Source organism: Paraplanobispora siamensis (genome assembly GCF_016863175.1).
Lineage (GTDB): Bacteria > Actinomycetota > Actinomycetes > Streptosporangiales > Streptosporangiaceae > Planobispora > Planobispora siamensis.
Genome location: NZ_BOOJ01000043.1, coordinates 89,327 through 102,929, shown reverse-complemented (window position 1 = coordinate 102,929; position 13,603 = coordinate 89,327). Strand labels below are relative to the sequence as shown.

The following is a 13,603-nucleotide window of genomic DNA, read 5'->3' as shown; positions in this document are numbered from 1 at the left end:
CGTGTCCGGGGCTTCCGCGTGTCCGGGGCTTCCGCGTGTCCGGGGCTTCCGCGTGTCCGGGGCTTCCGCGTGTCCGGGGCTTCCGCGTGTCCGGGCCCTCCGCGTGACGAGGCTCTCGGATGCCCGAGCCTCTTCGGGGGACGACCGCGCCGGGCCGCCTCAGTTCCCGACGATCTCCCAGCTCAACGTGTCCCCGTTGACTACGGGCTTCCAGTGACCCACGGTCCCGCCCTTCTCCAGCGCGTCGGCCGTCATCCTCAGCAGCGCGTAGTAGGAGCGGATCCGGATGCCCCCGGGCTCGAAGTCCATGACCCCCTCGTGGTCGGTCTCCCCGACGTCACGCCGGACCGAGTCGACCACCAGGTGGTTGCCGAGCCCGTCCGAGCCGACCGGGATCATCCGCCCGTCCCACCAGTCTCCACGCGGATCACCGTAGTCATCGGTGTCGATCCCGCAGAGCATCCGCCAGGCGTCGCGGATGTCGCGCACGTTCATGCCGTCGTACAGGAAGATCGTGAGTCCGGAGCTCTTCCGGAAGACGCTCCCGTTGTGCCGCAGGAGCGAGGCCCGCAGGTCGTCGGGGAAGCGCAGGCCCATCTGCGACTCGGCGATCGCGATCGTCCGGGCACGGGCGGGCGGGGAGAGCGTGCGGTGGGTCTTGGGCGCGTTGGCCTTGAGCCACTGCTCGATCCGCCGCCACTGCCGGTTCACCGCCCGGCTCACCCGGGGGTCGACCTCGCGCACCGCCGGGGTCGCCGTCTCCGGCCGGCAGTCCTCGTCAGCCGCCGGGCCGGAGGAGTCTGCGGACGGTGCGGCGGTGGGCTCCCCGGTGGCCCCGGTGGAGATCCCGACGGAGGAGTCCTCCACGGAGGGCACCGGGGGCTCCTCGCCGGGGAGGCCGTCCGGGGCCTCGCCCACATAGACCGCCGCCGTCCCCCACTCCCGCTCGCACAGCTCGGCGGTGCCTCTGTCGATCGGCCTGTCGCCGAACTGGGCGCACAGCTCCTCCAGGGACATGGGAGTCTCCCTGAGGTGTTCCGGCTGCACATCCTCCGCCGCCGTCCCCTGGGAGAAGACCGCCCTCTCCAGTGCCTGGGTGGCGAAGATCAGCACGCAGAGCGCGATCGCGACCGACCCCCAGCGGACCACGCGGCGGCGGACCGCCTCGTCTCGGGCCGCGGGCGCCTCGGGCGCGGGACGTCCCTGTGCGCGGTCCGCCGTGTGGTCCGCCGGGCCTGCGCCGACCGGCGTCTCCCGCCCGGGCACGGCGTCGGACACGGCGACGGAGCCCGCCGCTCCCTCCGGAGAGAGCGGGGCCCGCGGGGGCTTCCGGACCTCAGGAGCCGCCGGGAGGCGCCGGAGCCGGAGCACCGCCACGACGACGGCCGCCGTGGCGGCGGCCGCGAGCGCGAGCCGTACCCATCGAGAACTGATCAACCGCCGCACGCCGGGCAGGGTATCCCGAATCAATCCACCGCAGGGCGCCTACTAGGGTCGGAGCATGGAATTCCGTCACCTTGGCCGCAGCGGTCTCATGGTCAGCGAGATCAGCTACGGCAACTGGATCACGCACGGCTCCCAGGTCGAGGAGGACGCCGCCAAGGAATGCGTGAAGGCGGCGCTCGACGAGGGGATCACCACCTTCGACACGGCCGACGTCTACGCCGGCACCCGCGCGGAGGAGGTGCTCGGCCGCGCGCTGAAGGGCGTGCGGCGCGAGTCGCTGGAGATCTTCACGAAGGTCTACTGGCCGACCGGCTCCGGTCCCAACGACCGCGGCCTGTCCCGCAAGCACATCACCGAGTCGATCCACGGCTCGCTCCGCCGCCTGCAGACCGACTACGTCGACCTCTACCAGGCCCACCGCTTCGACGTCGAGACTCCTCTCGAGGAGACCCTCAAGACCTTCGACGACCTCGTACGGCAGGGCAAGGTCCTCTACGTCGGCGTCAGCGAGTGGAACGCCGAGCAGATCGCCGCGGCCCTGAAGATCGCCGACGAGATGGGCTTCGACCGCCTGGTCTCCAACCAGCCGCAGTACTCCATGCTGTGGCGGGTCATCGAGTCCGAGGTCGTGCCCCTGTGCGAGAAGGAGGGCCTGAGCCAGATCGTCTGGTCCCCGATCGCGCAGGGCGTGCTCACCGGCAAGTACCTGCCGGGCCAGCCTCCGCCCGCGGGCTCCCGGGCCACCGACCCCACCGGCGGCAACTTCATCTCCCGGATGCTCACCGACGAGGTGCTCACCCGCGTCCAGGAGCTCAAGCCGATCGCCGCCGACCTCGGCCTGACCATGGCCCAGCTCGCCGTGGCGTGGGTGCTGCAGAACCCGAACGTGGCCTCCGCGATCATCGGCGCCACCAAGCCGGAGCAGGTCCGCGACAACGTCAAGGCCGCCGGTGTGAAGCTGGACGCCGAGGTGCTGAAGAAGATCGACGACGTGCTCGGCCCGATCGTCGAGCGCGACCCGGCCAAGACCGTCAGCCCCGCCAAGCGCCCGTAGGGGACTCGTAGGGGCCGGTGGACGCCGCCCGGCCGGCGGCGGGGTGGCGTCCGCCGAGCACGACCCGGCCGGCCACGGAGCCCCCGGATCTCCCCTTCGCCCAGAGATCCGGGGGCTCCGCCGTTTCCGCCGTTTCCCTCGTTTCCGTCGTTGCCGGAGCCGACGAGCCGGACCGGCTCACTCGGGGCGCAGCGACATCCCCTCGTACTCCGGCCGGCCGTCCTCCAGGAGGCTGACCCGCTCCACCCCGGCCTCCAGCAGCTGACGCCAGTTCTCACCGAGCCAGGACTCCGCGTCGGCCTGGTTCGGGAACGTGTCGGCCGGCAGGGCCCCACCGGCCAGCTCGCCACCGTCAGCGTTCTCGTAACGCCAGCGCCACGTCATTCCACACGCCCCTCTCGCCGGTTGTCGCCGTCGCCCTTGACGGCTCAGCGAACCCTACTATCCCCGGATCTTCCAGCTCCGACCCCGGGATCACGCACCCTCGTCCCCTCTCCCGGTCATCAGCGTCCTCCGGTTCCGCACGCTCCTCCCCTGCGGCGATCCCGTCCAGCCCGTGGATCCCCGCGCGGCCGGGACCCCGTCCCGGGCGTGCGACCCTTGCGGGGTGAAAGTCCTGATCGAGGGGACGGCCGGGCCGCTCGGCTGGCCCGTCCCGGAGTGCGGCTGCGCGTCCTGCGCCCGCCGGCCCTCTCCCCGCCGGCCCTTCGTTGCCGTCGCCGACGGCCGCACGCCGATCCCGCCGGACGGCGGCGCCGTCGTCCTCCCCGACGGCACCCGGCTGCTGTACGCCCCGGCGGGGTTCGACCCCGCGGACGCCCCCGCGGGGGACGGGCCCTGCGACCTGGTGCTGATCGACGTGCTGGACCGGCCGGAACGGCTGGGCGAGCTGCGCCGCCGGGGCCTGGCCGGGGAGGACACCGTCGTCGTGGCCGTGGGGATCGACCACCGGGTGCCGTCCGAGGCCGAGCTGGAGCGCAGGCTCGCGCTGTGGGGGGCGCGCGCCGTACCCGACGGCACGGTGCTCGACACCCGCGAGGCCGCGCCCGCCCGGCCCCCGCAGCCGCGCCGGACGCTCCTGCTGGGCGGGTCGCGCTCGGGCAAGTCGGCCGAGGCGGAGCTGCGGCTGCTGGCCGAACCCGGGGTCGTCTACGTGGCGACCGGGCCGTCCGGCGGGGACGACCCGGAGTGGCTGGCGCGGGTACGCGCTCACCGGGAGCGCCGCCCCGCCCACTGGGAGACGGCCGAGACCACCGACCTGGCCGGGTTGCTGCGGACCACGCGGACGCCGCTGCTCATCGACGGCCTCGGCACCTGGATCACCGCCGTCTTCGACGAGTGCGGGGCGTGGGAGGGCGGCGCGGCGGCCCGGGAGCGGGTGGAGTCCCGCTGCGAGGAGCTGGTGGCCGCGTGGCGGCAGACACGCTCGCGCGTGGTGGCCGTCTCCGACGAGGTCGGCCTGGGCGTGGTCCCGGCCACCTCCAGCGGCCGGGCCTTCCGCGACGCCCTGGGCCGGCTGAACCAGCGCCTGGCCGCCGAGTCCGAGGACGTCGCCCTGGTCGTCGCCGGCCGCCTCCTCCCCCTCCCGATCTGACCCCGCCCCGGGCCGCCTGCACCCTTGCCGGCCTGACCCCGCCCCCGGCCGTCGCCCTCCCCGCCTGACCCCGTCAGGCCCCCGGCGGCCGCTCCCTCCTCGGCGCGCCCCCGTACCTGCCCGCCTTCCCCCACGGGACCGGCGCTACGATCACCGCTTGTGCCCGACACACCGCCCCCGGAGGTCCCCGAGCGGCCGTCCACGCTCGCCGACGGGTTCCGGCTGGCGGTCGGCACGCTGAGTGTCTTCCCGGTACGGCCGGGCGTGGTGGACCGCCGGGCCGGGGGGCGGGCGATGGTGCTCGCCCCGCTGGTGGGGGCGGCGCTCGGGGTGGCCGCCGCGGCCGTGCTGGTGGCCGCGCTGTGGCTGGGGATCTCCCCGCTGCTCGCCTCGGTGCTGGCCGTGGGCACCCTCGCGCTGCTCACGCGGGCGCTGCACCTGGACGGGCTGGCCGACCTGGCCGACGGGCTGGGCAGCGGCAAGCCCGCGGACCGGGCCCTGGACATCATGAAGCGCTCCGACATCGGCCCGTTCGGCGTGGTGACGCTCGTCCTCACACTGCTGGTCCAGGTGGCGACGCTGACCGAGGCGGCGACGGTGGGGATCGGGCCGCCCGCGCTGGTGACGGCCTGCGTCGCCGGACGGCTGGCGCTCACCTGGGCCTGCCGCGAGCACGTGCCCGCCGCCCGGCCCGGCGGGCTCGGCTCCATGGTGGCGGGAACCGTACGGCGCGGCCCCGCGCTGGCCGCCACCGTGCTCTCGCTCGCGAGCGTGACCGCTCTGACGTTCACGTTCTGCATGGGGACCCTCGGCCTGTCCTCCGCCGTCGACGGCTTCGAGCGCCGCTACGCGGAGTACACCGCGCTGGATCCCGGCGAAATCCTCTACGAGGGCTCCTACGAGCCGCTGAAGGGGGTGGGGATGAGCACGGCCTACGCGGACGCGCTGGAGGTCTCCGTCGCGGGGGTCACCGTCACCGGCCCGTCCTGGACAGCGTTCCTCCTTCTCGGCGTCCTGCCCGCGGCGGCGGTGGCCGCGGGCCTGCTGGCGGCCTGGTCGCTGCGGCGCAGGGCGGTGCGGCGGCTGGGCGGGATCACCGGGGACGTGCTCGGCGCGCTCGTCGAGACCGCCACCGCCGCCGCGCTGGTGGTCTGCGCGGCGGTGTGGTGACCGACCGCCCCGGGACCTCCCGGGTCAGGCGGTGACCGGGGCGGACGGCCGTACCGGCCGGCGGGCGAACAGCGCCGCGGAGATCACCGCCAGCAGGGCCGAGCCGGCCAGGCCGGTGATCCCGGCGACCGCGAGGTTCGGCGGGGCGGAGGCGTCGCCCAGCAGCAGGGTCAGGCCCGCCGAGGCGTTCAGCGCGCCGTGGCCGACGACCGCGGGCCAGACGCTGCCGGTGCGGAGCCGGAACCAGCCGAGCAGCGCCCCGTAGGCGACGCAGAAGACGACGAACATCGGCGCGGCCCAGGCCCCGAGCTCGGGGTAGTTGTAGCCGCGCAGGGTCAGCGGGGCGTGCCAGGCGCCCCAGATCATCCCCGACAGCAGCAGCGCCCGCGCGGTGCCCAGCGGCATCAGGCGCGGCAGCAGCCAGCCCCGCCAGCCCCACTCCTCGCCGAACGCGGCGATCGAGTTGATCAGCGGGGCGACCGTCACCGCCGAGACGACCTGTACCGCGGCCAGGACCGCCGGGTCGGGGACTCCCTGTCCGGAGGCGGCCTGCGTGAGAGTCCGGCGGTACAGGCTGAGCCCGTCGAGGTCCAGCGTGAGCAGTCCGAGGGCGGCGCTGAGCGCGATCGCCGCGACCGTCAGCAGCGGGGTGCCGAACCAGGCGAGCGCGAAGAGGGCGATCGTGCGTTTCCTGCTCTCCCCCAGGGTCAGACCGGTCCGCCCGGCCCACTCGCGCCGGGTCGTGCCGGGGAGCCCGCGCCGCCTGCCGTACAGCCAGACGGCCAGGACGCCGAGCGCCGGGGTGAACATGATCGCCACGCTGATCGCGGCGGCGGGCGGGGAGCCGAAGGCGACCTCCCCTGCCCAGAGGGGCAGCGCGAGCAGCCAGGACAGGCCGAACGCGACGAGCAGGAACAACCACAGGTCCGGGTAACGGCGTGGCACGACGGCACCTTTCTTCGGGCATGGGGAGACGGCCTCCCGGCCGGGACGGGGCAGCCCGGGAAGGGAGGCGGGGGAAGGGAGGCGGGGGAAGGGAGGGGGGAAGGGAGGCGGCGGGCGGAGAGGCGGCGGATCAGGAGCCGGTGCTCTCGGCGATCTCAGCTGGTGATCTCGGCGGTCTCGGCGCGCAGGAGTCGCCGGTCCCGGCGATGCGGGCGTTCAGGAGCGGGAGGCCTCGGCGATGTATGCGTTCAGCAGGGCGGCGCCGCGTTCGGCGTCGTCGGCGGAGACCGCGAACTCCCCTCCCCCGGTCCGGCGGACGACCAGATGGTCACCGGCGCGCAGCATGAGGGTGACCCGCCCGGTGCCGGGGATGCCGCGGATCCCCCAGCCGCCGACCTCGCCCGGTGTCCGCCGCTCGGCCCAGGCCGACTCGATCGACTCGACGCGGGTACGGCGCGCGGGCCATCCCCAGGGGCCGAGGCCGACGCGGAGGCCGCGGGGGTCGACCGTGACACGGACGGTGGCCGTGGCGACGCCGAGCAGTGCGATGGGGACGGCGGCGGCGAGGAAGGACCAGGCGGCGGGGGTGTCGGCCACGCCCACCATGATGAGCCCGGCGACGACCAGCGCCGCCACCAGGGCCGCGACGGCCAGTGAGGTCAGCCAGCGGTTGGAGACGCGGCTCACCCAGACCGTGTGCCGCCCCGGCCTCAGCCGGAGGGCCGGCGGCGGCCCCGCCGGGCGTCCGGTGGCGGGGTCGGGCGCCCCCCGGCCGAGATATCCGGCGAGCGCTCCCACCGCGAAGCCCGCGAGGAGCACGGCGAAGATCATCCACGGCGGCAGCTCCGCCTCCCGCCAGGTCGCGGCGTCGAGGTTGGCGTAGAGGGTGGAGCCCTGGACGCCGAGGGCGAACACGGCCCAGCCGAACAGGAACGCCCACCAGTTGATCCGGATGATCCGGGTGCGCAGGCCCGCACCGTGCAGCGCGGCGGCGAGCAGGACGATCCAGACCACTCCCCACAGCGTCAGGTCGACGACGAGGTTGACGGTGAAGGACTTGCTGTCGTCGGGGACCGACCCCCCGCTCCAGTGCGTCGCCATCGGGTCGGGCAGGCGGTCGCGGAGCGCCAGCGGCACCGCGACCATGACCGCGGTGACGAGCGAGCCCCAGACGGCGGCGACCGCGATCGCGGGGCCCCGCGAGGGGACCGGCCCGTCCGCGGGCGGGGACGGCGCCGGAATGTTCCGGCCGGTGGAGGAGGCGCGCATGTTTCCTCTTTTCTCCCGTTCGAGGGGTGGGGGCGTTCTAGCCGGAAGCGTGGATGGGCGTGGTCATGAGAGCTCCCTGATGATGTGGATCACTTCTTCCGGGCCGTAGCCGTACCGGTCGGCCTCGGCGAGCAGTTCGCGCGCCGCCTCCACCAGCACCGCGTGGGCGTCGGGACGGCCGAGCACGCTGACGCCGCGACCGCGGCGGAACTCCAGCAGGCCCTCGTCGCGCAGGTCGCGCAGCGCGCGCAGCACCGTGTTGGCGTTGATGCCGAGCGCGCCCGCCAGATCACGGGCGGGCGGCAGGCGGTCCCCCGGCACGTAGGACCCGTCGGCGATGGCGCGGCGGATCGCCCCGGCCACCTGTTCGTGCAGCGGGCGGGGATCGTTCAGATCCAGAGTGAGCAACATGGTGCTATCGACAATAGCACCATCGAGAAAATGGAGCCAATCCGGTTAGCACCATTCCGAAGACTACCGATAGGTAGGATGAACCCGCGTTTCCGTATACGAGGCGGCGAGGACTAGCATCTCCTTACGTGACCACTGTGCGGCTGAACCCAAGTGACAACGTCGTCTCTTTCGACACCGATGCGCTGGTCGTCGGGATCCACACCGGCCCGGAAGGCCTGCGTGCCGCCCCCGGCGCCGAGGGGCTCGATGAGGCGCTCGGCGGCAGACTGGCCGCGACCCTCGACGCAGTGGGCGTCAAGGGCAAGCCCGGCGAGATCGCCAAGGTCCCGACCTTCGGCGCCCTCACCGCTCCGCTCCTCGTCGTCGTCGGTCTCGGCGACGCCCCCGAGGGCGGCTACGACGCCGAGGCCCTCCGGCGCGCCGCGGGCGTCGCGACCCGCGCCCTGGCCGGGACCGCCCGCGTGGCGCTCGCCCTGCCCGCCGCCTCCGCGGAGCAGGCCGGCGCCCTGGCCCTGGGCGGGCTGCTCGGCGCCTACTCCTTCACCAAATACCGGACCGGCGAGCAGCAGGTCACCCCGGTGTCCGAGCTGACCGTGCTGAGCGGGGCCGACGGCGCCGAGGCGGCCGTCGAGCGCGCCTCCACCGTCGCGGCCTCCGTCTCCCTGGTCCGCGACCTCGTCAACACCCCGCCGTCGGACCTGTGGCCGTCCCGCTTCGCCGAGATCGCCGAGCAGACCGGCACCGAGGTCGGGCTGTCGGTCGAGGTCCTCGACGAGACGGCCCTCAAGGAGGGCGGTTACGGCGGCATCGTGGCCGTCGGCCAGGGCTCGGTCAACCCGCCGCGCCTGGTCCGCCTGGCCTACAGCCACCCGGAGGCGGCCAAGACCGTCGCCTTCGTCGGCAAGGGCATCACCTTCGACTCGGGCGGCCTGTCGCTCAAGCCGACCGCCTCCATGGACTGGATGAAGTCGGACATGGGCGGCGCGGGCGCCGTCTTCGGCGCGCTCGTCGCGATCGCCAGGCTGGGCCTGAAGGTCAACGCGGTCGGCTACCTCTGCCTGGCGGAGAACATGCCCAGCGGCACCGCCCAGCGCCCCTCCGACGTGTTCACCAGCTTCGCGGGCAAGACCGTGGAGGTGCTCGACACCGACGCCGAGGGCCGCCTGGTCCTGATCGACGGCATCGCCAGGGCGGGCCAGGACGACCCCGACCTGATCGTCGACATCGCCACGCTCACCGGCGCGCAGATCGTCGCGCTCGGCTGGCGTACGGCGGGCGTCATGGCCAACGACGACGCGCTGCGCGAGGAGGTCGTCGCGGTGGCGGGCGAGCAGGGCGAGGCCGCCTGGGGCATGCCCCTGCCGGAGGAGCTGCGCAAGGGCCTCGACTCCCCCGTCGCCGACATCGCCAACCTGCACCCCGAGCGCTTCGGCGGCATGCTCACCGCGGGCATCTTCCTGCGGGAGTTCGTGCCGGACGGCGTCAAGTGGGCGCACATCGACATGGCCGGACCCGCCTTCAACAAGGGCGAACCGCACGGCTACACGCCGAAGGGCGGGACGGGTGCGATCACCCGGACCCTCGTCGGCATCGCCGAGCGTTACGCGGGCTGAGCGCTCCCGTCCGCCCCGCTTCCCGGCGGGGCGGACGGGGCCCGCATCCGCCCCGCGCAGCGGGGCACGAGTGGCGCGGACAAGTGAAAAGATGCGGTTGCCGGGGCCGGGCCGACAGCGAGACCTCGGTGGCATACCAATCCGACAAGGAGCATTCCTGTGGCTGATGGCAGCGGCCCCTACGACATCGTCATCCTGGGCGGGGGCAGCGGCGGCTACGCCTGTGCCCTCCGGGCGGCGGAACTGGGCAAGACGGTCGCCCTGATCGAGAAGGACAAGATCGGCGGTACGTGCCTGCACCGGGGATGCATCCCCACCAAGGCCCTCCTGCACTCGGCGGAGGTCGCCGACGAGACCCGGGAGGGCGCGACCTACGGCGTCAAGGCGCGTTTCGAGGGCATCGACGTCCCCGCCGTCCACGCGTTCAAGGACAAGATCGTCACTCGCGCCTGGAAGGGCGTGCAGGGCCTCCTCAAGAGCAAGGGCATCACGATCATCGAGGGTGAGGGCCGTCTCGCGGGCCCGAACCGCGTCGCCGTGGGCGACACGATCTACGAGGGCCGCAACATCGTGCTGGCCACGGGCTCGGCGCCCAAGTCGCTGCCCGGCCTGGAGATCGACGGTGAGCGGATCATCACCAGCGAGCACGCGCTCAAGCTGGACCGCGTGCCGTCCTCGGTGGTCGTGCTCGGCGGCGGCGTCATCGGCGTGGAGTTCGCCAGCGTCTGGCGTTCCTTCGGCGCCGAGGTGACCATCGTCGAGGCCCTGCCCCACCTGCTCCCGCTGGAGGAGGAGTCCAGCTCCAAGCTGCTGGAGCGGGCCTTCCGCCGCCGCGGCATCAAGCAGGAGCTGGGCGTCTTCTTCGAGGGCGTCAAGACCACCGACAACGGCGTGGTCGTCACTCTCGCCAACGGCAAGACCATCGACGCCGAGCTGCTGCTGGTGGCCGTCGGCCGCGGCGCCGTCTCCGCCGGCATGGGCTTCGAGGAGGCGGGCATCGCGATCGAGCGCGGCACCGTCGTGGTGAACGAGCACTGCCAGACCAGCGTCCCGGGCGTCTACGCGGTCGGCGACCTCATCCCGACCCTGCAGCTGGCGCACGCCGGCTTCGCCGAGGGCATCCTGGTGGCCGAGCACATCGCCGGCCTCAACCCGCCCGCGATCGACTACGACGGCATCCCGCGCATCACCTACTCCGACCCGGAGGTCGCCTCGGTCGGCATCACCTCGGCCCAGGCCCAGGAGCGCGGCTACGAGATCGTGGAGGCGACCTACGACCTGGCGGGCAACCCCAGGAGCCAGATCCTCGGCACCCAGGGCGCGGTCAAGGTCATCGCCCAGAAGAACGGCCCGGTGCTCGGCGTGCACATGGTGGGCCGCCGCATCGGCGAGCTCGTCACCGAGGGCCAGCTGATCTACAACTGGGAGGCCCTGCCCTCCGAGGTCGCCCAGCTCATCCACGCCCACCCGACCCAGTCCGAGGCCGTCGGCGAGGCGATGCTCGTCCTGGCCGGCAAGCCGCTGCACGTCCACAACTAGCCGAAGCCCTCACTCGAAAGCGCGAGAGAAGACACCATGCCGAAGTCCGTACAGATGCCCCAGCTCGGCGAGAGCGTCACCGAGGGCACCGTCACCCGCTGGCTGAAGAAGGAGGGCGAGCGCGTCGAGGCCGACGAGCCGCTCCTGGAGGTCTCCACCGACAAGGTCGACACGGAGATCCCGTCCCCGGCGGCGGGCGTCCTCACGAAGATCATTGTCGCCGAGGACGAGACCGTCGAGGTCGGCACCGAGCTGGCTCTGATCGACGAGAACGCCACCGAGGGCGCCGCCGCCCCGGCCGAGCCCGCGCCGGCCCCGCAGGCCGCTCCGCAGCCCGAGCCGGAGCCGGCCCCGGCCCCGCAGGCGCCGATCTCCTCGATCCCGCAGCCCGCCCCGCAGCAGGCCCCGGCCCCGCAGGCCCCGGCTCCCGCGCCGCAGCCCGCCCCGGCCCCGCAGGCCGCTCCGGCTCCCCAGGCCCCGGCTCCGGCCCCGCAGGCTCCGGCCCAGCCGGCGGCCCCCGCTCCGGCTCCCGCGCCGTCCTCCGGTGAGAGCCCGTACGTCACGCCGCTGGTCCGCAAGCTCGCCAGCGAGCACAACGTGGACCTCGACAGCCTGAACGGCACCGGCGTCGGCGGCCGCATCCGCAAGCAGGACGTGCTGGAGGCCGCGCGCGCCCAGCGCGAGCGGGCCGCCGCCCCGGCCCCGCAGGCCGCCCCGGCTCCGGCCCCGCAGGCCGCCGCCCCGGCGCAGCCCGCCGCCGCCCAGGCTCCCGAGCCGGTCGAGGTGGACACCACCCTGCGCGGCCGTACCGAGAAGATGTCCCGCCTGCGGCAGACCATCGCCAAGCGCATGGTCGAGTCGCTGCAGGTCTCGGCCCAGCTCACCACCGTGGTCGAGGTCGACGTCACCAAGATCGCGCGGCTGCGCGACCGGGCGAAGGCCGAGTTCCAGCGGCGCGAGGGCGTCAAGCTCTCGTTCATGCCGTTCTTCGCCCTGGCCACCGTCGAGGCGCTCAAGCAGCACCCGAAGCTGAACGCCACGATCAACAGCGAGACCAACGAGGTGACCTACTTCGACGCCGAGCACCTCGGCTTCGCGACGGACACCGAGCGCGGTCTGCTCGTCCCGGTCATCAAGAACGCCGGCGACCTCAACATCGCCGGTCTCGCCCGTAAGATCGCCGACCTGGCCGAGCGCACCCGGGCCAACAAGGTGAGCCCGGACGAGATCACCGGCGGCACGTTCACGCTGACCAACACCGGCAGCCGCGGCGCGCTGTTCGACACGCCGATCCTCAACCAGCCGCAGGTCGGCATGCTGGGCACCGGCGCGGTCGTCAAGCGCCCGGTCGTCGTGGACACCCCCGAGGGCGAGGTCATCGCCGTGCGCTCGATGGTGTACCTCGCGCTCAGCTACGACCACCGCCTGGTCGACGGCGCCGACGCCGCCCGCTTCCTGGTGACGATCAAGCGCCGCCTGGAGGAGGGCCGCTTCGAGAACCAGCTGGGCCTCAACGCCTAGCCTTCCGCTCGACGCCCACGGGCCGGTCCGCATCCCGCGGACCGGCCCGTCCCGTTCCCGGGCGACCGGCCCGGCGGCGGGCAACCGGCGCACCCCGCCTCCCGAAGGGGAGGGAGGAGGTCGGTTACATTGGAGAACATGACGATCATCGTGACGGGGTCCTCGGGGCTGCTCGGTTCGGCCCTGGTCAGCGCGTTGCGGGCTGACGGCTCCCGGGTGGTCAGACTGGTGCGGCGGGCGCCGCAGGGCGGCGACGAGTCGTTCTGGAACCCGGCCAAGGGGCTCATCGACCCGGCCGCCCTGGAGGGCGCGCAGGCGGTGATCCACCTCGCCGGCGCGGGCATCGGCGACCGCCGCTGGACCGAGGAGCACAAGCGCGAGGTGATGCGCAGCCGCGTGGAGGGCACCCGGACGCTGGCCGCGGCGCTGGCGAAGCTGTCGGCCCCGCCGGGGGTGTTCCTGTCCGGGTCCGCGATCGGCTACTACGGCGACACCGGCGACCGCGAGGTGGACGAGTCGAGTCCCTCCGGCGAGGGCTTCCTGGCCGAGGTGGTCCGGGCGTGGGAGGCCGAGGCGGAGGTCGCCGCCGCGGCGGGCGTCCGGACGGTGCTGCTGCGCACCGGGCTGGTGCTGAGCCGCGAGGGCGGCATGCTGCCCCGGATCCTGCCGATCTTCAAGCTCGGCCTGGGCGCGCCGCTGGGCTCGGGCGGGCAGTACTGGTCGTGGATCTCCGTCGACGACTGGGTGGAGGCCGTACGGCACCTCCTGCGAACCGGGGATGTCGAGGGCCCGGTGAACCTGACCGCGCCGGAGCCGGTGACCAACGCCGAGTTCACCAAGGCCCTGGGCCGGGCCGTGCACCGGCCCACGATGCCGCTGGCCGTTCCCGGACCGGTGCTGCGCGCCGCGGTCGGGGAGTTCGCGCAGGAGGGCGTTCTGGCCGGGCAGCGCGTGATACCCCGGCGCCTGGTGGGGACGGGCTACGCGTTCCGGCATAACCACCTCAACGACGCACTCTTCGCCGTACTCTAGGGGCGC

At 73.7% G+C, this 13,603-nt stretch carries 12 protein-coding genes; 7 read left to right on the top strand and 5 right to left on the bottom strand.

Features of this window, described 5'->3' with window-relative positions; all coding sequences use genetic code 11:
• Positions 1-159 precede the first annotated feature (159 nt).
• Entirely contained in the window at positions 160-1,446 is a 1,287-nt protein-coding gene (locus tag Psi01_RS25945; protein WP_204066718.1) for an SMI1/KNR4 family protein, read from the bottom strand.
• Between the two features lie 55 nt (positions 1,447-1,501).
• Between Psi01_RS25945 and Psi01_RS25940 the strand changes: the two genes are divergently transcribed.
• Positions 1,502-2,500, top strand: a complete 999-nt coding sequence (locus tag Psi01_RS25940; RefSeq protein WP_204066717.1) for an aldo/keto reductase family protein — start codon at positions 1,502-1,504, stop codon at positions 2,498-2,500.
• 177 nt (positions 2,501-2,677) lie between these two features.
• Here the strand turns inward: Psi01_RS25940 and Psi01_RS25935 are convergent, their stop codons facing one another.
• On the bottom strand, positions 2,678-2,884 hold the full coding sequence (locus tag Psi01_RS25935) for a hypothetical protein (protein WP_204066716.1): 207 nt from the start codon (positions 2,882-2,884) through the stop codon (positions 2,678-2,680).
• 223 nt (positions 2,885-3,107) lie between these two features.
• Between Psi01_RS25935 and Psi01_RS25930 the strand changes: the two genes are divergently transcribed.
• Entirely contained in the window at positions 3,108-4,094 is a 987-nt protein-coding gene (locus Psi01_RS25930; RefSeq protein WP_204066715.1) for a bifunctional adenosylcobinamide kinase/adenosylcobinamide-phosphate guanylyltransferase, read from the top strand.
• A gap of 159 nt (positions 4,095-4,253) precedes the next feature.
• Positions 4,254-5,264 (top strand): adenosylcobinamide-GDP ribazoletransferase, encoded by a 1,011-nt coding sequence (locus Psi01_RS25925; protein ID WP_204066714.1) that lies wholly within the window; start codon positions 4,254-4,256, stop codon positions 5,262-5,264.
• A 24-nt stretch (positions 5,265-5,288) separates the two neighbouring features.
• Here Psi01_RS25925 and Psi01_RS25920 read toward each other — a convergent pair whose 3' ends face one another.
• From Psi01_RS25920 to Psi01_RS25910, 3 genes are all read right to left on the bottom strand, one after another.
• Positions 5,289-6,209 carry a CPBP family intramembrane glutamic endopeptidase gene (locus Psi01_RS25920; protein ID WP_204066713.1) on the bottom strand — a complete coding sequence of 307 codons (921 nt, stop codon included), beginning with the start codon at positions 6,207-6,209 and terminating at the stop codon, positions 5,289-5,291.
• A gap of 216 nt (positions 6,210-6,425) precedes the next feature.
• Positions 6,426-7,478 carry a hypothetical protein gene (locus Psi01_RS25915; protein WP_204066712.1) on the bottom strand — a complete coding sequence of 351 codons (1,053 nt, stop codon included), beginning with the start codon at positions 7,476-7,478 and terminating at the stop codon, positions 6,426-6,428.
• 63 nt (positions 7,479-7,541) lie between these two features.
• Positions 7,542-7,889 (bottom strand): GntR family transcriptional regulator, encoded by a 348-nt coding sequence (locus Psi01_RS25910; RefSeq protein WP_204066711.1) that lies wholly within the window; start codon positions 7,887-7,889, stop codon positions 7,542-7,544.
• 128 nt (positions 7,890-8,017) lie between these two features.
• Between Psi01_RS25910 and Psi01_RS25905 the strand changes: the two genes are divergently transcribed.
• From Psi01_RS25905 to Psi01_RS25890, 4 genes are all read left to right on the top strand, one after another.
• Positions 8,018-9,505: a leucyl aminopeptidase gene (locus Psi01_RS25905; RefSeq protein ID WP_204066710.1), complete on the top strand. Its 1,488-nt coding sequence runs from the start codon at positions 8,018-8,020 to the stop codon at positions 9,503-9,505.
• Between the two features lie 159 nt (positions 9,506-9,664).
• The gene (gene lpdA / locus Psi01_RS25900) at positions 9,665-11,044 is read left to right on the top strand and encodes a dihydrolipoyl dehydrogenase (RefSeq protein ID WP_204066709.1); all 1,380 of its coding nucleotides are present in this window, start codon (positions 9,665-9,667) and stop codon (positions 11,042-11,044) included.
• 36 nt (positions 11,045-11,080) lie between these two features.
• Positions 11,081-12,565 (top strand): 2-oxoglutarate dehydrogenase, E2 component, dihydrolipoamide succinyltransferase, encoded by a 1,485-nt coding sequence (sucB, locus tag Psi01_RS25895; RefSeq protein ID WP_204066708.1) that lies wholly within the window; start codon positions 11,081-11,083, stop codon positions 12,563-12,565.
• A gap of 138 nt (positions 12,566-12,703) precedes the next feature.
• Positions 12,704-13,597, top strand: a complete 894-nt coding sequence (locus tag Psi01_RS25890; RefSeq protein WP_204066707.1) for a TIGR01777 family oxidoreductase — start codon at positions 12,704-12,706, stop codon at positions 13,595-13,597.
• Positions 13,598-13,603 lie beyond the last annotated feature (6 nt).